The organism is uncultured Acinetobacter sp., from assembly GCF_947624825.1.
Taxonomy (GTDB): Bacteria; Pseudomonadota; Gammaproteobacteria; order Pseudomonadales; family Moraxellaceae; genus Acinetobacter.
Genome location: NZ_CANQLZ010000018.1, coordinates 1 through 22,969 on the forward strand (window position 1 = coordinate 1; position 22,969 = coordinate 22,969).

Sequence of the window (22,969 nt, forward strand, 5' to 3'; positions counted from 1 at the left end):
AGCAAGTTGCTCAAAATCCTGTCGCACGACGGGTTTAATAAGCTGATGAAATACGGTATTCTGATGTGACAAAACCTGAATCCTGGTCGTTAAAGTGTTTGTTTGCACTCATATTTTAACGATTTGGACTCAGGTTTTTTATTTAAATCAAACTATGGGACAGCAGTGAGGTGGTGGTATTGTTATTGATACTGCTAAAAGTACTAAACGTATTTTAGAGCCTGTAAATTATTTTGTGTAAGTTCGATTTTTTAATCGATCATCGAACGTAATCGTAAATCAGTTCATCGCTAAATGATATAAGTAGCGCTGTTGTGCAATATTGGCATTTGAATACTTTTTATGAGGTTCATTCTTCTTGTAATTCTATTACTGAATAAACCCTAAGTGGCCGACTTGGAATAGGAATGAGTGGTAGGGAACGAATAGGAATAGGTGGTAGGTTTATGCAGGAATATGCATTTTGCTTAAATAGCATATTCCATATTGAGGAATTGATAGGAAACACTAGCTAAGAGTTTCCTATATGGACAACGTTATACGCACAAATAAATAACCCCCGACATCCTGTCGAGGGTTATGGATATTTCATGTGAGACAAGCAACTTTCCTGTCACTATTTTATTTAAATCCTTTTTTATTGTTTAGTTTTTTACTAACTTGTTGTTCTTTTAAAGTTTTGGAAACTTCCTGTTCCCGATGTAGTTAGAATAGTAAAATCTTAGTGTAGAAAATAGCCGTTATCGTCACTAGCCTTTGTAGGCATAAGATTACAAAAAATTCTAAATTTTTGTTTTAATTGGGTTCGATATTTTAGTTATGTAATTTATTTATTCTGCTATGTAACAAATCACGATGTATAAAAAAGCCCTTAGCAAGATAAGGGCTTTGTAAGCTTTATTTTGCGTATTTGATCAGCTTATCTACAGCAGCTTTCAAGGCTTTTTCATCAAACTCATTTGCTTCAAAGCTTTCTGTTTGATTGCGTGAGAAAATGTCGCGAATTTCAATGGTTGCATTGCTATCCACAAGACCCATATAAGTTGCCACTTGACGAATTTGATCTACTGAACGTGAGCCATTGGTTGCACCATAGCTGATGTATGCAGCAGGTTTACCTTGCCATTCTTTACCTAAGTAATCGAGAGCATTTTTAAGCGCAGGGCTGTAACCGTGGTTATATTCAGGGCTGATAAGAATAAAAGCATCACCCTTCGCAATTTTTGCTGCCCATTCTTGTTGTTTTGGTTGGTCATAAATGCCCATCATAGGTGGGGTTGCACCTGCAAAAAATGGCAAATCTCAAGCTTTAAGATCTACGATTTCAACATCTAATTGGCTGTTAAGGTTTTGAATAGACTGCTTTGCCCATTCAGCAAGTTTGATTGCAGTACGACCTTCACGGACACTGCCGACAATAATTTGAATATTCATTAGTTTGTTTCTCAAGAGTAAATGAAATCTTATATGTTTCAGCAAAAATTTTATCTAAATAAAAAGCGCCTAAGTGGCGCTTTTTATAGTAATTTTGCAATTACATGAGTTTAACACCTTGTTGACCTGCAGGTGTGACTTTAAAGATTTCAACTTCAAAGGTAATATCTTTGCCAGCCAGTGGGTGGTTAAAATCAACTTCAGTGATATCATCACCGACTGATTTTACAACACCATACAACGTTGCTTTAGCTTTGTCTTCAAACTCGATCATATGACCTTCAATTGGGCGTTCGCCAAATTTTACGGTATCGAATTTTTGTACGTTTTCTGGATTCCATGGTCCAAAAGCATCTTCAGGCGGAAGACTAACAGTACGACGGTCGCCTGCACGCAAACCAAACAGTGCTTTTTCAAAGCCCGGTAATAAGCTGCCATCACCCATGACGAGGCTGACAGGATTTTCACGGCTACGTGTATTGTCAATTTCTACGCCATTTTCAATCGCGACAGAAAAATGCAGTTCAACTTTTGAACCTTCTTCAACACGGGTTTCTTCGTTTGGATTAATAAAATCAGTCATGTTGTTGTTCCGCAGCTTGAATACGTTTTTTCTCTAAGAAAAAACTATCAATCAACAGCAAGATGGTGCCAAGCGTGATGGCACTATCTGCAATATTAAAAGCAGGAAAGTGGCTGTTGTTGTAATACACATGAATAAAGTCCACCACATAACCAAGCAACACACGGTCAATCAGATTACCCACTGCACCGCCTAAAATTAGGGCAATCGCAAGGGGCAAGACTTTTAGTGTTTTTGGCATACGCATCAGCCAAAATACAAAAACAATCGAAACAATTCCTGCCAATGAGGTAAAGAAGTAACGTTGCCATCCACCAGCATCGGACAAGAAACTAAAGGCAGCGCCATAGTTATGTAGTAATGTCCAATTTAAAAAGGGCAGTACAGGAACAGGGTCTGCATAATTGAGACTGTTGACTGCAATCCATTTGGTCCATTGATCTAAAACAATCGCAATCACCGACAACCCAAGCCACACTAAATTGTGTGCCTTGAATTGGAATAAGCCCTTTTTATTGTGTGGGTTAGGCATATTTTCTCTCTTCGCCTTGGCCTGATGGTAAGTTAATAATACAACGACCACATAAACCTGGATGTTCAATATGTGTATTTACATCAGGTAGTACATGCCAGCAACGGACACATTTTTCACCATCTGCTGCTGAAACTTGCACGTTTAAGCCGTCTAAATCAGAAGCTTCCCCTTGTGCTGCATCAAACTCATTCACAATTACTTGCGAGGTGATAAGTACGAAACGAAGTTCGTCGCTGAGTTTATCAAGCACAGTTTTGAGTTCAGGATTTGCCCAAAGTTCAACTTTAGCAGATAAGTTTGAACCCACTGTTTTTGCAGTACGTGCCGCTTCAATAAACTTGTTGACCGCAGATTTTACAGAAATCAAGGTTTGCCATTCAGCTTCAGACACAAGGTTTGCAGTCGACGCGACAGGAATGTCATACCATTCAGCGGTAAATACGTATTTCTCTGATTGTTCAGGAATCAGTGGCCAAGCTTCTTGAGCAGTAAAGCTTAAGATCGGTGCCATCCAACGTACAAATGCTTGTACCAAATGATACAACGCAGTTTGCGCTGAATGACGTGCTTGAGAGTCGGCTTTAGTAGTGTATTGACGGTCTTTGATGATGTCTAAATAGAAACCACCTAAGTCGTTGATACAGAAGTTGGTCAATGCATTGGTCACGATATGGAAGTTCATATCTTCGTATGCTTGTTGAATGGTTTTTTGAACCTCAGACGCACGTTGTAAGATGTATTGATCAAGCGCGATCAATTGATCTACAGGCAAAGCATCTGTTGAAGGTTTAAAACCATTTAAGTTGGCAAGTAAGAAACGAAGCGTATTACGGATACGACGGTAGCCGTCTGATGCACGGCTAAAGATTTCTTTACCCGCAGTCATTTCATAACGGTAATCGGCAGATGCAATCCAGAAGCGTAGACCATCGGCACCCATATCTTTAATGATGTCTTGTGGGGTAATGATATTACCCAACGATTTCGACATCTTACGACCTTTTTCATCGACCACGAAGCCGTGAGTCAATAAGCCTTTGTATGGCGCACGTTCATTAATCGCAATTGAGGTGAGTAATGATGATTGGAACCAACCACGGTGTTGGTCTGAACCTTCTAAATACAAATCAGCAGGATCTGTGAGTTCTTCACGCTCACGAAGTACTGCATAGTGCGTTGTACCTGAGTCAAACCATACGTCTAGTGTGTCACGTACTGCATTATATTGTTCTGCATCATCACCGATAAACTCGCGCGCATCGCGGTTGTACCAACCATCAATACCTTCTTGTTCAATCAGTTTAGCGACGATTTCAATCAATTCAGGCGTACGAGGGTGCAATTCGTTGGTGTCTTTATGTACGAAGAATGGAATTGGCACGCCCCAAGTACGCTGACGAGAGATACACCAATCAGGACGACCTTCAATCATCGCTTGAATACGATTTTTACCCCAATCTGGCACAAAGCTGATTTCATTTTCAATCGCGTTTAATGCATTTTGGCGTAAGCCTTGCGCATCCATGCTAATAAACCATTGTGGCGTCGCACGGAAAATAATTGGTGTCTTATGGCGCCAGCAATGTGGATAGCTATGTTTGATTGGCTTATGTGCCCAAAGCTTATTGCTTTCAGTTAAAGCTGCAATAATTTTTGGATTGGCTTTGTAGATGTGTTCGCCTGCAAAAATTGGCGCAGTTGGTAAATACACACCATTACCGCCCACAGGGTTGTCGACTTTTAAGTTGTACTGTAACCCAACTTTATAATCGTCTACACCGTGACCAGGGGCTGTATGTACCGCACCTGTACCGCTTGCATCTGTTACGTGTTCGCCCAAAATTACAGGTACTTGACGCTCGCTAATCAGAGGATGTTGCAGCACTAAGTTTTCAAGTTTCGCGCCTGCAAATTCTGCAATCACTTCAACATGGTTAAAGCCATAACGCTCAGTTGCAGATTCAACCAAAGATTTTGCAAGAATAAAGTTTTGTGCTGCTTTTTCCTCACCGGTTGCTTTAACCAATTGGTACTCAAGCTCAGCATGTAAAGCCACTGCTTGGTTGGCAGGTATGGTCCAAGGTGTGGTGGTCCAAATCACGATATCGGTACGATCAGCTACATCGACACCCAAACGTGCAGATAAGTCGCTTAAATCAACAACTGAAAAACCCACGTCAATCGCGTCAGATTTTTTATCTTCGTATTCAACTTCGGCTTCAGCCAATGATGAACCACAATCTAAACACCAGTTCACTGGTTTAAGACCTGGCTCGATGTGACCGGCTTTGGCAATTGCGCCAAGTGAACGCACGATGTCAGCTTCTTGCTTGAAGTTCATGGTTAAATAAGGCTTGTCCCAATCACCAAACACGCCCATACGCACAAAGTCTTTCTTTTGCAGTTCAACTTGGGTGTATGCATATTCACGGCAGGCTTTACGGAAAGTTGAAGCATCAACTTTCACCCCGACTTTACCGACTTTTTCTTCAACTTTAAGCTCAATTGGAAGACCGTGACAGTCCCAACCCGGCACGTAAGGTGCATCAAAACCGTCCATGACACGGCTTTTAATGATGATGTCTTTTAAAACTTTATTGACTGCGTGACCCAAATGGATTTGACCATTTGCATACGGAGGGCCATCGTGCAGGACATATTTTTTCTTGCCAATACGCGACGCACGAATCTGCTGATAAATGTTGTCGGCATACCACTCTTCTAACCATTTAGCTTCACGTACTGCCAAATTTGCTTTCATTGCAAATTCAGTACCTGGGAGGTTTAGCGTGGCTTTATAGTCCACTGCATTTTCAGGAGTTTGCTTATCGCTCATGCAAGTTGTCTTCCAATTTTCATTCAGCAAAGCTGAGGCGTTTTACAATAAATTAAGGGATTTAAAACGGTAAGATTGTGTTGCTGTGACGGAAGTTGATTAACTGTGCCACATCATCATCAATGCCTGCCTTGAGTGCTTCTAGCGAAGGATAGTCTTTTTCGCCGTGCAAGTAATGTAAAAATGTTACTCGCATTAACAGGCCATACAGATTAGCAGAAACATCAGGAAAATGTACTTCTAAACGCCATTCTGGATGGGCTTGTTTAATCGCTGGTCGTGTACCCACATGCCCTGCACCAAACAAAGCATCAGCTTGATAACCTTGGATACCTAATTTTTGTGGGTGGTGCTGTTTGACACGTTGTGCAAGTGACTCAGTTTCACACAACACATCAACCGCATAAATGCCATTTAAACACGGTTTATGCCGATTTAAGCGCACATTAATGGTTGGAAAATCAATGGTACGACCAATTTGATCGCCATAGACCACGCGCCCTGTAATGCTATAAGGACGCCCAAGTAATTGAGCCGCTAAGGCTAAATCGCCCGCTTGTAAAGTTTGACGAATGCGGGTAGAACTCACCCGCTCGCCATGCACTTCAATGGTATCTAAGCTGGTAATTTCAAAACCGTAACTTTGTAAAAATTCACTATTGCCTTGACGGTTTTTGCCAAAGTGAAAATCATCGCCTAAGACCAAATGTTGCGCATTGAGTTGATTTTTTAAAATGTCAGCAAAATCAGTGGCGCTTAAACTACGAAAGCGTTCATCAAATTTGGCAATCACAATATAGTCAACGCCAAGTTCTGTTAAATATTCAACTTTTTCACGCAAAGATGAAATACGGGGTGGGGCGTCATAGCCTTTAAAAAATTCGAGTGGTTGCGGCTCAAAGATCATCACCAAACTTTTTAAGTTGTTATTTTGGGCAATACTTTGAAGTTGGCGAATCATCGCCTGATGACCAAGATGTACACCGTCAAAATTACCAATCGTGACGGCAGTTTTTGGCAATTGTGTGCTAGGCGCTAAAGCATTCAGACGGAGCAGCTTCATGGGCAAATCAAGAGCTTAGAAATATGACGAGGCTATATATTGCCATAATCTTGGCGTTTCGTCTTGTTGTTGTGTTTTTATTCAAAAGGAATTTTTCTAGCAGAATTATAAATCAGTAAAATTGATTCATTTTATAAATATTAATCAATTTTATTTATATATGGTTCTGCTTAAAATAAAGGCATCTTCCACTTGAGGAGCCGATGATGCCACGCGTATTTCAGTATCTTGAAAAACCTAGCGATTTTATTCGTCATTTCACCCCAAACTGGTTCACCGTGTGTATGGGAACAGGCATTGTGGCGCTGATTATCTCAGAATTACCGATGTTTTTAGATGTTTTTTGGAATATTGGGCAAACCTTGTGGCACATCAATATTTTCTTATTTGCTGCATGTAGTGTGCTGTACATGGCGCGTTGGGCTTTGTTTTATCACGAGGCTAAACAAGTGTTTCAACATCCAATAATGTGCTTGTTTTTAGGTGCAATTCCAATGGCTTTGGCCACCTTGATTAATGGAATGCTGAAATATGGTGTGCCTTTGTATGGGGAACATCTGATTGATTGGGCGCAGCAGTTGTGGTGGCTAGATGTTGCTTTAGCAGTGACGATTGCATGGATTGTTCCATTTTGTATGTATCGACATCAGCAACACAGCCTAAAAAACATGACTGCGGTTTGGTTGCTGCCCATTGTGGCTTGTGAGGTTGCAGCAGCCAGTGGCGGTGTTTTGATTGCTCAGTTAGAAACAGGACAAGCAGCTATGCAAATTTTACTGACCAGTTATGTGCTATGGGGCATGTCAGTCTTACCTGCTTTTGCAGTGTTGACTATTTTAATGCTGCGTTTGGCTTTACAGCAATTACCAGCCAAAGAAGTGGGTTTAAGCAGTTGGTTAACATTGGGACCGATTGGGACGGGTGCATTGGCTTTATTGTTGTTGGGACATGAAGCACCACGTTTAATGAGTTTTATTGGCTGGGGGCAACTGGGAGAGTTGATGCAAGGAGCAGGTATCTTAGGTAGCTTGATCTTGCTTGGTTTTGCAGTGTGGTGGTTGGGTATTGCATTGCTTAGCAGTGTACATCATCTGCAACAAGATTTGCCTTTTAACTTGGGATGGTGGGCACTGACGTTCCCGATAGGCGTATTGAGTTTGGCAGTTTTAACTTTAGCAAAAACTTTGGGATTGGCTTGGATGCTCAGTATCGGCTATAGCTTGACGGTTTTACTCATATTGTTATGGTGCATTGTTGCCTTTAAAACCGTGATTGGATTTTATCAAGGTAAACTTTTGTTCTCGCCGTGTTTGGTTCAGTTTTTAGAAAAACAAAGCTCAGTCAAAAGCTAAACATAAGGCGCAATGGAATTTGACTTAAGCCATGATTTGCCACAGAAGAGCATTTGTTCTTTAATACAGCTCTTTTGAGTTGATAGAGAACGATGATGTCCGATATGGCGTTAATCATGGCTTTGCCCAATGAATCCAAAGGTTTGTTTGAAGCAGCAGGCATCGATGTGCATTACAGCGGTATTGGTAAAGTAAATGCAGCGTTTAAAGCATTTGAGGTGATTCAAAAGACTGGTTGCACAACTTTATTAAATTTAGGTACAGCAGGCAGTTCGCATTTTCAGGCGCATGAATTAGTCGAAGTCACACGTTTTGTGCAACGTGATATGGATGTATCGGCATTGGGTTTTGAAGTAGGTGTCACGCCAATGGATCAAGAGTATCCTGCGGCAATTGATTTAGTGCCTTATTTTAAGCATTTAAGCCAAGGCATATGTGGTACAGGAGATAGCTTTGAGACAGCTACACCTAAAGTTGCGTGTAACTTGGTGGATATGGAAGGCTATGCATTGGCTAAAGTGTGTAAAAAACTCAATGTACGTTTAATTTCGGTGAAATATATTACCGATGGAGCAGATGGAGCTGCGCACCTTGATTGGCAAGAGAATTTATTATTAGGTGCTCAGAAATTATTAAAGTTGTATCAATCCATCTAATTTTTGCGACCATAGAACGCTATGGTCGTATGCCAGCAGCTTGTAGCAAGCTGTTAATCTTGTGCTGTCAAAGATGCTGCGATAGAAGTCTGCCCATCACGCGGTAAAATACCGTATAGCATCATGTGAATGGTATGTTGAATAATACGCTGTTGCATGCTGCGGTTACGTAAGGTTTTACCGGTGACCATTTCCATCTGCGTTGAGAAATCGGCATAGTTTTGGGTCAATGCCCAAATGTTTAAAATCAGTAATTCAGCATCAATATCTTTAGAAATTTTGCCTTGCTCTTGCCAATTACTAATCACTTTGGCCTTACGTTTTACTAACTTTTTGAGTGGTCCTTTTAAAATTGACAAGATACGAGGTGCACCTTGAATCACTTCTAAAGCAAATAAACGCGATGCCTTAGGCTGAGTACGTGACACTTCAATTTTTTGCATTAAATAATTGGCCAAAGCCTCTTCTGGCTCTAAATCTGCCTCAATCATTTGCAATGGTGCTAACCATTTTTGCAATACAGTGGTGAGCACTTCTACATACAACGCTTCTTTATTTTCGTAGTAATAAAAGATATTGGATTTGTGCATTTCTGCAAGCTGCGCGATCTCATCAAGGCTCGCGCCATTAAAACCATACAGCGAGAAAACATCTAAAGCTGCATTGAGCAGTTGATGGCGTTTTTGCGTACTCTTTTTCTGTTCCATTGGCAGATTTAAAAATTCGGTAAGGGAGTGGCAAATTGTACGACAAATCAGCAAATATTGGCAGGAAGATAGATTAATTTTTAGACAATTTTTACCGTTTATTATAAAAAAAAGCCTGAATGTGTGATCTAGTCAAAATTATATAAATTTGACTGATAATTTAATTTTTTATTTTACCGATCAATTTTATTAGTTTTTTCAATGATATTGAAATTAAATTTTGCCGAAAATATCAATAAAAATATCACAGATTCCTTTTTATGCTGTTCAAGTACAGCTTTCATTTAAGCTCTTTAAGCAATAATCATCAAAACTGAGTCTTGGCAAAAAAGCTCAGTTTTAGATTAAAAATTTAAGTTGAAAGCACGGCATGAAGTACCTGTTGTTCAAGTGCAGTAAAGTTGTGATCTTTAATACGAGGGCGGGCCAAATCCACTTTAAATTGTGCGGCAATATGACCTCGATCAAGCAAAATAATCCGATCAGCAAGCTGTACCGCTTCACTGACATCATGCGTCACCAAGATGGCAGTAAAGCCATGCTCTTGCCATAATTGTTCAATCAGGTTTTGCATTTCTAAACGGGTCAGGGCATCCAGTGCGCCCAATGGTTCATCTAATAATAAAATACGCGGTGTATGTGATAAGGCACGCGCAAGGGCAGCACGTTGGCGTTGTCCACCAGACAGTTGCGTGGGCCAAAGCGCTACTTTTTCTTTTAAGCCGACTTTTTCCAGCATGTTTAACGCTGTTGTATGTTGTGGTTTGGCTAAACCCAATTGCACATTTTGTTCGATGTTACGCCATGGCAAGAGTCGTGGGTCTTGGAACATGACGCGAATATCATCGCTCGTGATTCCCTCACGTAAATGACGGGCTGATTTAAACTTAATTTCACCATAGCTTTGTTGTTCAAGGTCGGCAATTAAACGCAATAGGGTGCTTTTACCACAGCCACTGCGCCCCACAATGGCAATAAATTCACCGGCTTGAATATGTAGATTGAGGTTTTCTAGAACTTTGACCTCACCATAATATTTATACAGCTGCTCAATTAAAATCTCAGCACCAAGGTTGGCATTGGGATGAAGATCAGGATGAGCTACTGCATCATCAACGTGACGAGTTAAGCTTAAATCAGTCATTATTTTTTCCTTATTTTTGATAACCTGCATGCCAACGCAGTAAATAACGCTCTAAAGCCACTGCAAAGACATCTGCTAATTTACCCAGTAGGGCATAGAGTAAAATACCCACTAAAACCACATCGGTTTGTAAAAATTCACGGGCATTCATAGTCATATAACCAATACCCGCTTGTGCAGAAATGGTTTCAGCCACAATTAAAAGTACCCATACCAAACCTAGCGAAAAACGTAAACCGACTAAAATAGAAGGCATAGCACCGGGTAAAATAATCTCACGATACAATTGTGTTCGTGTTAGTCCGTAACTTTTGCCCATTTCAATCAGTTGTGGGTCAACTGAGCGAATACCATGATAGGTATTGATATAAATTGGAAAAAACACCCCAATTGCCACCAAGAACAATTTTGCAGATTCATCGATCCCAAACCATAAAATTACTAAGGGAATCAGCGCTAAAGCAGGAATGTTACGAATCATCTGTAGCGTGGTATCTAGGAGGGTAGATGCCAATTTAGATGAGCCATTGAGCAAACCTAAAGCTAGACCTAAGCCACCGCCAATCAGTAAACCCATGAGGGCACGACCAGCACTCACTTGGACGTGTTGCCACAGCTCACCACTGACCATTAATTGCCAAAATGCACTCACTACTGCTGTAGGTGCTGGTAAAATCCGACTTTCTAACAGACCTGTTGTGGCAGACAGTTGCCAAATTGCAATCAGTACAACAGGCACTAACCAAGGCAGCAAACGCTGCCTAAGTTGTGTTCCACGTGAAACTTTGCTTTTGGAGAACGGTATAGGAATCACCTGATTAGACATTAAGCTGGCTCCTGCGTTTTAACCTCTTGCTTGGCCGCATCTGCCACGTAGTTATTGGCTACGATCTCGCCAAATGGGCCGGTCAAGTGAGGTTGTGCTAATTTTTCACGAGTGGCTAAAGGCAACAGTGGGAAGACCAACTCAGCAAAGCGAATAGATTCTTCTAAATGTGGATAGCCTGAGAAAATAAAGGTATCAATGCCTAAATCGGCATATTCTTGAATACGTGCAGCTACAGTTTCAGGATCACCGACTAAAGCTGTGCCTGCACCACCACGCACCAGACCAACACCTGCCCAAAGGTTAGGTGAAACTTCTAATTTAGTTCGATCACCATTGTGTAGCTCAGCCATACGACGCTGACCCACAGAATCCATTTGTTTAAATTTAGCTTGTGCTGCAGCAATGGTTGCATCATCAATATGTTGAATCAGTTGCTCCGCTGCCGCCCATGCTTCTTCATTGCTTTCACGTACAATCACATGTAAACGAATACCATAAGTTAAGGTACGACCACGCGCTGCGGCTTTTTGACGTACCAGCTCTAATTTTTCTTTGACTGCTGCAGGTGGTTCACCCCAAGTGAGATAAGTATCGACTTGCTCGGCTGCCAGCTCTACAGCATCATCAGATGAGCCGCCAAACCAAAGTGGTGGATACGGTTTTTGTATAGGTGGATAAAGTAATTTGGCATTTTCAACTTGTAAGCGTTCACCTTTAAAACTATAGCTTTCACCCGTATGTGAGCGCGTTAAAATCTCACGCCAAATGGTGGTGTATTCAGCAGCAGTTTTATAACGAGTCTGATGATCTTCATACACACCATCGCCCTTAAGCTCTTGCTCATCACCACCAGTTACCAAGTTAAGCAATACACGACCACCCGATAAACGATCCATAGTGGCTGCCATACGTGCAGCGAGTGCAGGCGTGGTTACACCCGGACGTAAAGCCACCAAGAACTTAAGCTTTTGCGTGGCATCAATTAAGCTTGCTGCGGTAATCCAAGGATCTTCACATGAACGTCCGGTCGGAATCAGAACGCCTTCATAACCTAAGTTGTCGACTGCAACTGCAATCTGTTTCATATAGGCATGATCTACTTGGCGCGCGCCTTTACTCGTACCTAAATAGCGACTATCACCATGAGTGGGAATAAACCAAAAGATTTTCATTATATTGATCCTTAATTATGGATAGATCCAAATAGTGTCTTAACGACTGATTGGCGTTTAAATGTGATGCAGCCAAATGCTTGGCTTATAACCAAGCGGATAAGCAGTTATGGCTTATTTCGCTTGCGGTAAAATTGCACTTTGAATATCCAGTTTGTGTGGAATTAATTTTTGCTGATAAAAAGCATCAGCCACATTTTGTTGGGCTTCGATCACGTCATTGGAAAGGGGGGTTATAGCAAAGCCCATACGTTGAATAGATTGATGCAGCACTTCAAATTCAAGACCTGTGGGTTGTTGTAATAATTTGGCCGCATCGCTTGGGTGCTGTTTGACCCATTGTGTGGTGGTATTTAAGGTGCGCACTATGGTTTGCAGGATCTTGGGATTTTCCTCAGCAAATTTACGATCAGCTAAGTAAAATTGATGATTTCTGACTAAGTTTTTACCTGTGACTAAACTACGTGCCCCAATTTGATGTTCAGCAGCGGCTAAGAATGGATCCCAAATGACCCAAGCATCAACTGAGCCGCGTTCAAATGCAGCCCGTGCATCGGATGGCGGTAAATACACCACTTCAACGTCAGTTAGGTTCAGGTTATTGTTTTCTAAGATTTTTAATAATAAGTAATGCACATTAGAACCTTTATTCAGGGCAATGCGTTTACCTTTTAAATCTTTGATGGTTTGAATACTTGAATCTTTTGGTACGACCAAAGCTTCACCTAAGGGTGCAGCAGGTTGGTGAGCCACATAGACCAACTTGGCATTGGCAGCTTGGGCAAAAATAGGCGGTGCTTCACCGGCCTCACCAAATACCACACTGCCTACGTTTAGCCCTTCTAAAAGCTGAGGTCCGGCAGGAAATTCCACCCATTTCACCGTGACACCTTGTGCTTTAAGGCTTTGTTCTAATGTGCCTTGCGCTTTGACCAGTGGCAAAACGCCATATTTTTGAAAGCCAATGTTTAAAGTCACTTGTTCTTTTGGCTGAGCACAAGCACTTAACATCATAGCGCTTGCTACGACTGTAGATAAAACTAAGCTTTTAGCAAAACGGCGTGACATAAAAGTGCTCCTGAATGTGTAAGTGAAATGAAGTCATCACCGCATAAACTAAACAAAAATATTTTTCGAAAAAAATAACGATTCAGGAATTCAACATGAAAAAAAAAGATAAATAAAAAAGTGCAAAACTTATGTAAAAAAGTGCTGAATTTCAGCGAGAGTGGAAAATTGTTTTTATCTTTATAGTATTGAAAAATATATTAAAAAATAAATAGCCACACAGTGTGCTTAATAATTGCAGCTAAACAGATGCATTTAAGATCAGCCTCATGACGATTTTTTAAGATATCTATATCTAAAATTGAGCTATGGCGGAGTTAAAAAAAGCCACTGTTAAAGTGACTTTTTGCAAACAATCGAACTACGTTGATAGTTATATAAGGCTTGGCGTGCGTTGGGTAAATCATCCACACTGGCATTTTCAAAACCATGTTCTAAAAACCAATGTGCAGTACGCGTGGTTAAAATAAACAATTGCTGAATGCCCATGCTGCGTGCTTTGTGTTCCAAATATTCTAAAATTTGACTACCGCGATTTGATTTACGATAACTTGGATGCACCGCAACACAGGCAATTTCAGCCGATGGAATCTCATTGTTTTGGGTAGGAATTGGATATAACGCAGCACAGGCTAAGATAGTGCCATCACGTTCAATCACCGCAAATTGATGTATTTCATTTTCTAAACGTTCACGCGAACGATAAACCAAAATCCCTTGTTCTTCTAACGGGCGTAATAGGCTAATTAAGCCTCCCACATCTTGAATATTGGCCATACGCACATCTTCATAGTGTGCATCGGTGAGCATGGTGCCAGAACCATCACGGGTAAATAATTCTTCAACTAAAGCGCCATCGTAAGCATAAGAAATCAGATGTACACGTTCAATGCCTTGGGTAGAGGCCAGTTTAGCACCTTGCAAATGTAAGGCCAGTTCAGGTTGAGTGCTTTGATATCTTTGAATGTAAATATCAAGTTCGGCTGTATTAATTTCGCGTTGTAATTGACCTGCTTCATTCATTAAGCCATGTTGCTGCCCTAAGAAAATCAATTTATCGGCTTTGATTTGAATGGCCGTTTTAGTGGCAACTTCTTCGGCCAGTAAATTAAACACCTCACCTGTGGTGGAATAACCGGTAGGTCCAAGTAACACAATATTGTGATTGTCTAAATGGCGTTGAATAGCGGCATGATCAATGCTGCGTACTTCACCTGTGAGCTGAAAATCCGTACCATCGTGAATACCATAAGGTTTGGCGGTGACAAAATTGCCCGATACCACATCAATGCGTGCTCCATACATCGGTGAGTTGGCTAATCCCATCGACAATAAAGCTTCAATTTGTAAGCGAATAGAACCCACGGCACTCATCACCGCAGTTAAAGATTCACGGGTGGTAATACGGCGCTGCTTATAAAAAGGCGTTTCAATCTGCGCAACCTTAAGCTGCTGGTTAATTTGTGGACGTGCGCCGTGCACCAAAATCAGACGGATACCTAAGGAATGCAGTAAGGCAATGTCATGAATAATATGCTGAAAATTGTCATGCTGGACTGCTTCACCATCAAACATCAACACAAAGGTTTTACCGCGGTGCGCGTTGATATACGGCGCCGAATGACGAAACCAGTGCACATATTGCAAGGTTGTGCTTGAAGTAGGATCAGATGCAGAACTAGACATAGCAGGCTCAAAGAAGTCGCAATAGATTATTTTAATTCATTCACACAACAAAAAACACCTGAGTAGGGGGCTCAGGTGTTTGGGACGAGGTTGAGAGATGACTTAAGTTTAAATCACACGCAAAATGCGATTATTTTTTTCATTCACTAATACATAATCTCCATTCACTTTATACCATTGTTGATTTTTGCCGGCTTTGGCTAAACCACGTGCATCACGTGAGTTAACTTCAAAACGCTTTGAATCAAAAGCACGGGGTAGGGTTTGACCTACGCGTAAATTGCTTTGACTAAAACGACGATCATCTTGATATTTTTTCGCATGTACCGGCGGTGGCGTATGCTTAAACTGTGGACCGTGTTTCACCATGTGGGCAGGCGGTGGTGGTGCTTTACGAGGGTCAAAACGATGATCAGGACCCGGACCTGCCATTGCTGTTGTAGTTGCCATTACAGCGGTTAATGACAGCGCAATCGTTGTTAGAAGTTTTTTCATTGCTGATACCTAAACTGTGTACAGATGTTTTCCGATGAGTTCAATTTAGGTCAAAAAACTAGATAAACGATGGGGGGAATTTAGGTGAAATGTGAAATGTATGGAGAAAAAAAGAAGATCACTATATTTCAATAAAATTGCATAAAAAAAGCCTAAACATGGGTTTAGGCTTAAAAGAGATCACACAGATTTAATCTTGAATTTTAACAATACTGTTGGTGTCGGAATTGAGCAAGATATAATGATTATTCACTTTATACCACTGTTGATTACGGCTTGGTTTAGGTAAGTCATTGTCTTTATATTCTACTTTATAACCATCGCTACGATAATGCTGTGGCATCACGTAACCGGTTTGCCATTTCATTTGTTTTAGACGCTTCATACCACGCTGTTCATGTGAACGGTATTGAGCATCTTCCGTATGTCGTTTATCGCGATGTTTATAGGTAGAAGGTGTATGGGTATCGGCTTCAGGGAAATATTCAACTTGTGGGGCAGCGGTTAAAGCACTGCTTGCCATCAAGGCACTCAAAGAAATTGCCACACTTGCCAATATCTTTTGCATGTTGTGAACCCCCATTTTGGAATCTTTTTTCAATAGTGTTTACTCTACGCAAAGAATGCAGAGAAACTGTGAAGAACACAGATAAATAACTTAAATAAAGTAGAGGAAATAAGAATATTATGCGGTAAAAGCTGTTGTTTTAATAGTCGATTCTTAAATGCAAAAAAACAGCCTATATGTGTAGGCTGTTGTTTAAGGGCTTAATTCCATTGTTGATTGAGCACCTGTAATGAGCAAATGGCTTCTAAAACCTCTTGGGCTTGCATACGGTCATCTAAAGCTGAAATTAAGCTGCGTGGTAGTTGTAGATTTTCAATTGAACGAATGGTGTCGATTTTACGTTGTTGATCTGCCATGAAAATATACCTAATACGGTTTATGTTTGAATACATACAGCATAAGGCGAGCTTATTTATTTGTAAAACCGAATAATTTTGTAAAATTAATTTAATAAAGCGATTATTGTGCTCAAAAAAAGACCGCAAGCGGTCTTATTTTAATTAATAGGCGTATTTTAAGTCGGTATATTCATTAAGTGACTTTTGAATATGTGAATTAATGAATTCTGAAACATCTTCAGCACTCATCGGTTGCCCTTGTTTGGTAATCACATGTTCAATCTCAGGTTGCCCTTCAATTTTAATGATGTAAGTAAAGTTCTTGGCGACTTTGTAAGCATCATCTTGTTTCACAATATGCGTGATGTATTTATAGCTGTGTTCAAAGTTTAGATCGGTATGAGAAAATACAAACTGATCAAATAACTTAAGATTTTGACCATTTTCTAAAGCTTGTAAGTCATCCACAATACTGGCTTCAAACTTCATTCCGTATTTTTCAGAAATCGGTTGACCATCAATTAAAAGTGACACCATACCATCGTCTAGGGCAGTGACTGTGATATTGCTAAAGTCAGACATATCAATCTCAACGTGTAAATTTAGCGTTTAAGTATGGTGTAAATGCTTAGAAACACAATGCGCCTTTGGCTAAATATGCTGCAAAATTCAACACCAATGTTAATCTTGCGCGTCAATACTCGCGCCATTGAGCTGTAAACTGTCATCACCCATTAAATATAAATAAGCCGGCATAATCGATTCAGGGGGAGGCAAAGTTTTTGGATCTTCCTCAGGATAAGCTTTGGCACGCATGGCGGTACGTGTGGCCCCCGGATTAATGCAGTTAAAGCGCACGTTTGGATAGCTATTTTCTTTAGCAAAGAGTTGATTAACGGCTTCAATGGCAATTTTAGACACCGAATAAGCACCCCAGCGTTCACGCGCTTCACGACCAACCCCAGAACTTGCAAACACCACCGAGGCACTGTCTGAACGTTGTAATAATGGCAATAATTCTTGAGTGAGTAAAAATGGGGCGCGTAAATTGACCGCCATTACATCATCCCAAGTTTCAATTGGATAATTGGCCAATTCGGTACGTTCACCTAAAATTCCAGCATTATGTAAAATTCCATCCAAACGCCCAAATTGTTGTTCTAAGGTGTTATAGAGCAATTCATAATCACGTGGGGAAGCGCTAGAAAGTTGCAGCGGCAAAATTGCCGGCTGCGGTGCACCTAAGCTTTCAATTTCGTCATAAATCACTTCAAGTTTGTTTAAAGTGCGACCATGTAACACTACCGTTGCGCCATGTAATGCATAGCTCAACGCTGCTGCACGCCCAATGCCATCACCGGCACCCGTAATTAAAATAATACGGTCTTTGAGTAAATCGGGGCGTGGTTGGTATTGTGAGTATTTCATGGTGACACCTCCTAGCGACTTGTTATTTATATTGTTAAGTTGAAGCGGATAAGACCATTTGCTGAATTTTTTGATGTAATTCAGCTACATCATTGACTATACAGTCTGCCTGCCAAGCTGTTAAGTCATCTTTGTGCGCCAATGGTAAATAACCATAAGCGGCTAAAATCGTGTACATGTTGGCTGCGCGACCTGCATCAATATCACGTGGATGATCACCCACATAGATACAATCTTCAGGTGTAATATTGATCTGTTGAGCGGCCAAATACATCGGCTCAGGATCAGGCTTGGTGTGCGTTACATCTTCAGGACAGACCAAGACACCGCAACGCTCGGTTAAGTTTAACGCCTTGAGTAATGCTTCACTTAACCAACGTGGTTTATTGGTGACAATGCCCCAAGGAATCTGTGCAGCTTCTAGCTCATCTAATAGGGGATACATGCCTGCAAATAAGTCAGTGTCGACTGCAATATCAGTGCCATAGATATCTAAAAAGCGTTGACGATGCTGTAAAAATTCTGGGTCATTCACATCTAATTCAGGATAAACCAATTTGACCATCGCTCGTGCACCTTCCGATACTTGGGCACGAATCAACTCGCTTGCGACAGGCTTCATGCCTTTCTCACGGCACATATTTTGAATAATGCGTACAAAATCGGCTGCGGTATCAATTAACGTGCCATCTAGATCAAATAAAACCGCTTTCATTTAAGCCTCTTCTTTGACGGTATAGACCATGTAATTGACATCGACATTTGGGGCTAACCAATAGTTTTTGGTCAATGGGTTATAATGTAAACCGGTCATATCTTTGAGCTTTAAATTAGCCGCTCGGATGTCACGTGCAAGCTCGGATGGTTTAATAAACTTGCTATAGTCATGTGTGCCTTTAGCCAACATCCGCAAAACGTATTCGGCACCAATAATGGCAAATAAATATGCTTTTGGATTGCGGTTAATGGTGGAGAAAAACACATGACCACCCGGTTTTACTAGCTTTTGGCAGGCTAAAATAATTGATGCAGGGTCAGGGACATGCTCTAGCATCTCCATACAAGTCACCACATCGTATTGACCCGCTTGTTCTTCGGCAAGTTGCTCAACGGGCACTTGGCGATACTCAATATTGCTGACATTTTCTTGCTCGGCATGTAAACGTGCCACATTGAGCGGCGCTTCACCCATATCAATGCCTAAAACATTGGCACCACGGCGCGCCATGCTTTCGGCTAAAATTCCGCCACCACAACCCACATCAAGCACTTTTTTACCGCTTAACCCACCTGCGTGTTCATCAATCCAATTTAAACGTAGCGGGTTAATCATATGCAGCGGGCGGAACTCAGAATGCTGATCCCACCATATGGCTGCGAATGCTTCAAATTTAGCAATTTCTTGCGGGTCAACATTCAGTTGCGACATGGGTGCCACCTCAATTTAAGTCGTTATAATTTAAATAATCCTAGTGTAGCGACTATTTGGAAAAAAGCGATAAAAGCACTAAAAAACTTCACACAATCAAAACTAAATTTGCATATTTGTTTTATAGTATTTGCCTAAACTAAGCAGAATTATTTCGAGGATAAACCACTCAATGAAAAAATTTGTGTTGGGCAGTATTGCAACGGCAATGTTTGCGATTTCAGGTAGCGCTATGGCTGCTAATTTTGTCGCGGGGAAAGACTACACGGTGCTGCCAAATCCGGGTGTCGTGGATGTAAAAGGCAAGATTGAAGTCCGTGAATTCTTTTGGTATGGCTGTGGTCACTGTTTTACTTTAGAACCGCATATGCAGGCATGGTTACGTAAACTACCAAAAGATGTAAACTTTGTGCGTACACCGGCGGCAATGAACCCTGTTTGGGAGCAAAGCGCGCGCGGTTATTACGTGGCAGAAGCACTGCAAATCCGTCGCAAAATCCATTTACCTTTGTTCCATGCCATTCATGATAAAGGTCAGCAAATTTTTGATCAAAAATCGCAAGCACAATTTTTTGTAAAATATGGTGTGCCTGAAGCAAAATTTAATAGTTTATATAATTCGTTCCCAATTACCGCTAAAGTCAGCAAAGCTAATCAATTGGCCAAGCAATACCAATTGACAGGCGTACCTGCTGTGGTAGTTAACGGTAAATATGTGGTGCAAGGTGATGATGGCAAGGTAGTACAGGTCATCAATTACCTCGTTGAAAAAGAACGTAAAGCCAAGTAATTGCAACTTATCAAAGCTGCCTAAGGGCAGCTTTTTATTGCCAAGTTTGAATACCGCCATAGATCAGCTGAGTTTGTAATAAGGCTTTAACCTTGACCTTGTCTTGTGCAATTTTTTGTTGAATGACATCTTCTACATAACGTAAATCCAACCATTGGATCACCCAACAAAAAGTCATGTTGACGAATATATCAGCAAAAATGGGTAATTCTTCGGTATCTTTGACGGCAGCAAAATTTTGCATATTTTGTATGGTGCTTGCCGTGTATTGCACTAAAAACTTCACTTCACGTTTAATGGCTTGACGAATAATTGTTGAGCCACTACTACGCTCATGAATAAAAAAAGACCAATATTCAGGATGCTTACTGACCACATCAAATAAATAATTTAAACGTTGTTCGTGATCATAAGGTTCTTTGACTGCCATTTTACATATATTGCCAAAACAGGCTTTTAAGAAAATACCAATATGATCAATCAGCTCTAAAGCCAAATGATCCATATTTTGAAAATGACGGTAGAAAGTTGCAGGTGCAAGATTGACCTCACCGGTAATCTCACGCAAGCTCATGCTGCTAAACGTGCGACCCTGACAACTTAAACTCAGCACTGCATTAAGCAAAGCTTGATGGGTTTGTTGTTTTTGTTCTTCACGAATAGGCATAGTGTTTATCTGAGAAAATTTGTCTGTAGTCTAGCAAAAAACAGCCTCCATTTTGCAGGCAAAACGTGAGTTTTAATCTGCTATACTCAAGCTCTTCAATTTTAAATCCTTAGGATAGCTTCTATGATGCGTATCGACCAACGAACAGCAGATCAATTACGTGACGTGAAAATTACCCGTAACTATACACGTTACGCAGAAGGGTCAGTATTGGTTGAATTCGGTCATACCAAAGTCCTTTGTACTGCAAGTATTGATAACTCTGTACCACGTTTCTTAAAAGGTCAGGGTCAAGGTTGGATTACTGCTGAATATGGCATGTTGCCACGTTCGACCCATACGCGTAGCGACCGTGAAGCGGCACGTGGTAAACAAAGTGGTCGTACGCAAGAAATCCAACGTTTAATTGGCCGTAGTTTACGTGCTATGGTGGATTTGAAAAAATTGGGTGAACATACCATTACCATTGACTGTGATGTGATTCAAGCTGACGGTGGTACGCGTACTGCTTCAATTACAGGTGCAGCGGTGGCTTTAGTGGATGCCATGAATGTGTTGCTTGAGAAAAAACGCATTAAACAAGATCCACTAAAAGGCTTAGTGGCGGCAATCTCTGTAGGTATGTATCAAGATGAGGTGTTACTTGATCTTTGCTATGAAGAAGATTCAAACTGCCAAACTGACCTTAACGTGGTGATGACCCAAGCCGGTGAGTTTATTGAAATTCAAGGCACAGCCGAAGAAAAACCATTTACCCGTGCGCAATCCAATGCCATGTTAGAAATGGCTGAAAAAGGCATTCAAGAATTAGTGAAAAAACAACAAGAAGCTTTAGGTTGGTAAGCATTCAAGCTGAGCTCAAAAACGCACCTTCGGGTGCGTTTTTACATTTTGCAGCACAGCCAAGCCGCATTCTTTGTTTAAATAAAATAAGACCACAACATGGAAACTGCTGATGAAAACAATTTTTTTAGGCTTAATCATTATGGCAATGGCATTTAGTATGACCGCCTGTATGGATCGTGGCGAAGAACGAGAACAACAACGCAGTGAACAAAAAGACGATCATGATGACCGTGATGACCGTGATGACCGTGATGACCGTGATGACCGTGATGACCGTGATGACCGTGATGACCGTGATGACCGTGAGCAAAATCGTGACGATGATTAAAGCATAAAAAAGGGTGCTTTATAGCACCCTTCATATTTTGGCTGTTTTTGCTTAACCATTAAAGCGCATAGATAAATCAATGGCTGTTACATCTTTAGTCAAAACACCCATTGAGATGTAATCGACACCTGTAGTCGCCACTTCACGTAAATTGGCAATAGTAATATTACCCGATGCTTCTAATTTACAACGTCCTGCAACATGTTTCACTGCATCAATCATTTGTTGTTGGCTAAAGTTATCCAGCATCACAATATCGGCTTTGGCTTCTAACGCTTGATTGAGCTCATCCCAAGTTTCAACTTCAACTTCAACCAATTTACCCGGTGCAATTTGATGGGCTTTGGCAATCGCTTGCGCAATGCCACCTGCGGCCATAATGTGATTTTCTTTAATTAAAAAGGCATCAAATAAACCTAAACGATGGTTTTGACCACCACCAATCGCCACTGCATATTTTTGTGCAATACGCAGGCCCGGTAGAGTTTTACGTGTATCTAAAAGTTTGGTATGTAAACCATCTAACTCTTTGACATATAGTGCCGTTTTGGTCGCTACAGCCGACAAAGTTTGAATAAAATTCAGGGCAGGGCGCTCTACGGTAAGTAAGCTACGTGCTGAGCCTGCGAGCTTTAAAAAGGCTTCATTGGCTGCAACAGTTTCGCCCTCTTGCTTTAACCAAGTCACTTCTACTGTAGCATCGTAAGCTTGAATCAGCGCATCGACCCAAGGACGACCGGCAAGAATCATCTGTTCACGGCTAATAATGGTTGCCGTAGCTTGTTCATCTTCAGGTGTTAATAAAGCCGTGATGTCACCGTCACCAATATCTTCTTGCAAGGCATGCTGAATATTGATTTGAATTGATTCTTCTAACAAAGATTGAGAGATGCTCATGCGAAGTTCCGTATCTTATAACGTCTATCAAAAATTGCGGCTTATATTAGCATTGTTACTTTAAAATGACTGATTTTTTATCCAATTTCTTTGCAAGGTTTGAGATTTTACCAAGAAA

At 41.0% G+C, this 22,969-nt stretch carries 24 protein-coding genes and 1 pseudogene; 5 read left to right on the forward strand and 20 right to left on the reverse strand.

Annotated features, from left to right (window positions below; all coding sequences use genetic code 11):
* Positions 1–897: 897 nt before the first annotated feature.
* The 5 genes and pseudogenes from Q0017_RS05740 to ribF form a co-directional block, all read right to left on the reverse strand.
* Positions 898–1,434, reverse strand: a pseudogene (locus Q0017_RS05740) (NADPH-dependent FMN reductase).
* Positions 1,435–1,534: 100 nt separating this feature from the next.
* Positions 1,535–2,017, reverse strand: a complete 483-nt coding sequence (locus tag Q0017_RS05745; protein ID WP_297428724.1) for a peptidylprolyl isomerase — start codon at positions 2,015–2,017, stop codon at positions 1,535–1,537.
* Positions 2,010–2,549, reverse strand: coding sequence for a signal peptidase II (gene lspA, locus Q0017_RS05750; protein ID WP_297428726.1), 540 nt, complete (start codon positions 2,547–2,549; stop codon positions 2,010–2,012). Before lspA ends, Q0017_RS05745 begins: the two co-directional genes overlap by 8 nt.
* Complete coding sequence (gene ileS / locus Q0017_RS05755) at positions 2,542–5,388, reverse strand: isoleucine--tRNA ligase (protein ID WP_297428730.1); 2,847 nt, start codon at positions 5,386–5,388, stop codon at positions 2,542–2,544. The genes lspA and ileS overlap by 8 nt, the downstream gene beginning before the upstream one ends.
* A gap of 61 nt (positions 5,389–5,449) precedes the next feature.
* Positions 5,450–6,451 carry a bifunctional riboflavin kinase/FAD synthetase gene (ribF, locus tag Q0017_RS05760; protein ID WP_297428733.1) on the reverse strand — a complete coding sequence of 334 codons (1,002 nt, stop codon included), beginning with the start codon at positions 6,449–6,451 and terminating at the stop codon, positions 5,450–5,452.
* A gap of 206 nt (positions 6,452–6,657) precedes the next feature.
* Between ribF and Q0017_RS05765 the strand changes: the two genes are divergently transcribed.
* A complete protein-coding gene (locus Q0017_RS05765; RefSeq protein ID WP_298143994.1) occupies positions 6,658–7,803 on the forward strand; it encodes a TDT family transporter in 1,146 nt (381 codons plus the stop codon).
* Between the two features lie 92 nt (positions 7,804–7,895).
* Positions 7,896–8,459, forward strand: a complete 564-nt coding sequence (locus Q0017_RS05770; protein WP_297428739.1) for a 5'-nucleosidase — start codon at positions 7,896–7,898, stop codon at positions 8,457–8,459.
* 53 nt (positions 8,460–8,512) lie between these two features.
* Here Q0017_RS05770 and Q0017_RS05775 read toward each other — a convergent pair whose 3' ends face one another.
* From Q0017_RS05775 to ubiG, 13 genes are all read right to left on the reverse strand, one after another.
* Complete coding sequence (locus Q0017_RS05775; RefSeq protein ID WP_297428740.1) at positions 8,513–9,166, reverse strand: TetR/AcrR family transcriptional regulator; 654 nt, start codon at positions 9,164–9,166, stop codon at positions 8,513–8,515.
* 352 nt (positions 9,167–9,518) lie between these two features.
* Complete coding sequence (locus tag Q0017_RS05780; protein ID WP_297428743.1) at positions 9,519–10,310, reverse strand: ABC transporter ATP-binding protein; 792 nt, start codon at positions 10,308–10,310, stop codon at positions 9,519–9,521.
* Positions 10,311–10,320: 10 nt separating this feature from the next.
* Positions 10,321–11,115, reverse strand: a complete 795-nt coding sequence (ssuC, locus tag Q0017_RS05785; protein ID WP_297428783.1) for an aliphatic sulfonate ABC transporter permease SsuC — start codon at positions 11,113–11,115, stop codon at positions 10,321–10,323.
* Positions 11,116–11,135: 20 nt separating this feature from the next.
* Entirely contained in the window at positions 11,136–12,311 is a 1,176-nt protein-coding gene (gene ssuD / locus Q0017_RS05790; RefSeq protein ID WP_297428746.1) for an FMNH2-dependent alkanesulfonate monooxygenase, read from the reverse strand.
* Positions 12,312–12,425: 114 nt separating this feature from the next.
* Positions 12,426–13,379 (reverse strand): sulfonate ABC transporter substrate-binding protein, encoded by a 954-nt coding sequence (locus tag Q0017_RS05795; protein WP_297428749.1) that lies wholly within the window; start codon positions 13,377–13,379, stop codon positions 12,426–12,428.
* A 333-nt stretch (positions 13,380–13,712) separates the two neighbouring features.
* A complete protein-coding gene (gene argA, locus Q0017_RS05800; RefSeq protein WP_297428752.1) occupies positions 13,713–15,065 on the reverse strand; it encodes an amino-acid N-acetyltransferase in 1,353 nt (450 codons plus the stop codon).
* Positions 15,066–15,173: 108 nt separating this feature from the next.
* Entirely contained in the window at positions 15,174–15,560 is a 387-nt protein-coding gene (locus Q0017_RS05805) for an RcnB family protein (protein WP_297428755.1), read from the reverse strand.
* 190 nt (positions 15,561–15,750) lie between these two features.
* Positions 15,751–16,128, reverse strand: a complete 378-nt coding sequence (locus Q0017_RS05810) for an RcnB family protein (RefSeq protein ID WP_297428758.1) — start codon at positions 16,126–16,128, stop codon at positions 15,751–15,753.
* A 200-nt stretch (positions 16,129–16,328) separates the two neighbouring features.
* A complete protein-coding gene (locus Q0017_RS05815; RefSeq protein ID WP_297428761.1) occupies positions 16,329–16,484 on the reverse strand; it encodes a hypothetical protein in 156 nt (51 codons plus the stop codon).
* A 144-nt stretch (positions 16,485–16,628) separates the two neighbouring features.
* Positions 16,629–17,048 carry a hypothetical protein gene (locus Q0017_RS05820; RefSeq protein WP_297428764.1) on the reverse strand — a complete coding sequence of 140 codons (420 nt, stop codon included), beginning with the start codon at positions 17,046–17,048 and terminating at the stop codon, positions 16,629–16,631.
* A 99-nt stretch (positions 17,049–17,147) separates the two neighbouring features.
* A complete protein-coding gene (locus Q0017_RS05825) occupies positions 17,148–17,894 on the reverse strand; it encodes a YciK family oxidoreductase (protein WP_297428767.1) in 747 nt (248 codons plus the stop codon).
* Between the two features lie 34 nt (positions 17,895–17,928).
* The gene (locus Q0017_RS05830) at positions 17,929–18,609 is read right to left on the reverse strand and encodes an HAD family hydrolase (RefSeq protein ID WP_297428770.1); all 681 of its coding nucleotides are present in this window, start codon (positions 18,607–18,609) and stop codon (positions 17,929–17,931) included.
* The gene (gene ubiG, locus Q0017_RS05835) at positions 18,610–19,323 is read right to left on the reverse strand and encodes a bifunctional 2-polyprenyl-6-hydroxyphenol methylase/3-demethylubiquinol 3-O-methyltransferase UbiG (RefSeq protein WP_297428773.1); all 714 of its coding nucleotides are present in this window, start codon (positions 19,321–19,323) and stop codon (positions 18,610–18,612) included.
* Between the two features lie 172 nt (positions 19,324–19,495).
* Between ubiG and Q0017_RS05840 the strand changes: the two genes are divergently transcribed.
* Positions 19,496–20,113, forward strand: a complete 618-nt coding sequence (locus tag Q0017_RS05840) for a thiol:disulfide interchange protein DsbA/DsbL (RefSeq protein ID WP_297428775.1) — start codon at positions 19,496–19,498, stop codon at positions 20,111–20,113.
* Positions 20,114–20,147: 34 nt separating this feature from the next.
* Here the strand turns inward: Q0017_RS05840 and Q0017_RS05845 are convergent, their stop codons facing one another.
* Entirely contained in the window at positions 20,148–20,780 is a 633-nt protein-coding gene (locus Q0017_RS05845; protein WP_297428778.1) for a TetR family transcriptional regulator, read from the reverse strand.
* 126 nt (positions 20,781–20,906) lie between these two features.
* Here Q0017_RS05845 and rph point away from each other — a divergent pair, with 126 nt between their 5' ends.
* Positions 20,907–21,623, forward strand: coding sequence for a ribonuclease PH (gene rph, locus Q0017_RS05850; protein ID WP_297428786.1), 717 nt, complete (start codon positions 20,907–20,909; stop codon positions 21,621–21,623).
* A gap of 112 nt (positions 21,624–21,735) precedes the next feature.
* A complete protein-coding gene (locus Q0017_RS05855; protein ID WP_298144002.1) occupies positions 21,736–21,954 on the forward strand; it encodes a hypothetical protein in 219 nt (72 codons plus the stop codon).
* Positions 21,955–22,005: 51 nt separating this feature from the next.
* On the opposite strand, the gene nadC is transcribed toward Q0017_RS05855, so the two are convergent.
* Positions 22,006–22,851, reverse strand: coding sequence for a carboxylating nicotinate-nucleotide diphosphorylase (gene nadC / locus Q0017_RS05860; RefSeq protein ID WP_297427117.1), 846 nt, complete (start codon positions 22,849–22,851; stop codon positions 22,006–22,008).
* Positions 22,852–22,969 lie beyond the last annotated feature (118 nt).

Coding starts and splice junctions, on each gene's coding strand:
- Q0017_RS05745 (WP_297428724.1), bottom strand. CDS start 2,017: ATGACTGATTTTATTAATCCAAACGAAGAAACCCGTGTTGAAGAAGGT.
- lspA (WP_297428726.1), bottom strand. CDS start 2,549: ATGCCTAACCCACACAATAAAAAGGGCTTATTCCAATTCAAGGCACAC.
- ileS (WP_297428730.1), bottom strand. CDS start 5,388: ATGAGCGATAAGCAAACTCCTGAAAATGCAGTGGACTATAAAGCCACG.
- ribF (WP_297428733.1), bottom strand. CDS start 6,451: ATGAAGCTGCTCCGTCTGAATGCTTTAGCGCCTAGCACACAATTGCCA.
- Q0017_RS05765 (WP_298143994.1), top strand. CDS start 6,658: ATGCCACGCGTATTTCAGTATCTTGAAAAACCTAGCGATTTTATTCGT.
- Q0017_RS05770 (WP_297428739.1), top strand. CDS start 7,896: ATGATGTCCGATATGGCGTTAATCATGGCTTTGCCCAATGAATCCAAA.
- Q0017_RS05775 (WP_297428740.1), bottom strand. CDS start 9,166: ATGGAACAGAAAAAGAGTACGCAAAAACGCCATCAACTGCTCAATGCA.
- Q0017_RS05780 (WP_297428743.1), bottom strand. CDS start 10,310: ATGACTGATTTAAGCTTAACTCGTCACGTTGATGATGCAGTAGCTCAT.
- ssuD (WP_297428746.1), bottom strand. CDS start 12,311: ATGAAAATCTTTTGGTTTATTCCCACTCATGGTGATAGTCGCTATTTA.
- Q0017_RS05795 (WP_297428749.1), bottom strand. CDS start 13,379: ATGTCACGCCGTTTTGCTAAAAGCTTAGTTTTATCTACAGTCGTAGCA.
- argA (WP_297428752.1), bottom strand. CDS start 15,065: ATGTCTAGTTCTGCATCTGATCCTACTTCAAGCACAACCTTGCAATAT.
- Q0017_RS05805 (WP_297428755.1), bottom strand. CDS start 15,560: ATGAAAAAACTTCTAACAACGATTGCGCTGTCATTAACCGCTGTAATG.
- Q0017_RS05810 (WP_297428758.1), bottom strand. CDS start 16,128: ATGCAAAAGATATTGGCAAGTGTGGCAATTTCTTTGAGTGCCTTGATG.
- Q0017_RS05815 (WP_297428761.1), bottom strand. CDS start 16,484: ATGGCAGATCAACAACGTAAAATCGACACCATTCGTTCAATTGAAAAT.
- Q0017_RS05820 (WP_297428764.1), bottom strand. CDS start 17,048: ATGTCTGACTTTAGCAATATCACAGTCACTGCCCTAGACGATGGTATG.
- Q0017_RS05825 (WP_297428767.1), bottom strand. CDS start 17,894: ATGAAATACTCACAATACCAACCACGCCCCGATTTACTCAAAGACCGT.
- Q0017_RS05830 (WP_297428770.1), bottom strand. CDS start 18,609: ATGAAAGCGGTTTTATTTGATCTAGATGGCACGTTAATTGATACCGCA.
- ubiG (WP_297428773.1), bottom strand. CDS start 19,323: ATGTCGCAACTGAATGTTGACCCGCAAGAAATTGCTAAATTTGAAGCA.
- Q0017_RS05840 (WP_297428775.1), top strand. CDS start 19,496: ATGAAAAAATTTGTGTTGGGCAGTATTGCAACGGCAATGTTTGCGATT.
- Q0017_RS05845 (WP_297428778.1), bottom strand. CDS start 20,780: ATGCCTATTCGTGAAGAACAAAAACAACAAACCCATCAAGCTTTGCTT.
- rph (WP_297428786.1), top strand. CDS start 20,907: ATGCGTATCGACCAACGAACAGCAGATCAATTACGTGACGTGAAAATT.
- Q0017_RS05855 (WP_298144002.1), top strand. CDS start 21,736: ATGAAAACAATTTTTTTAGGCTTAATCATTATGGCAATGGCATTTAGT.
- nadC (WP_297427117.1), bottom strand. CDS start 22,851: ATGAGCATCTCTCAATCTTTGTTAGAAGAATCAATTCAAATCAATATT.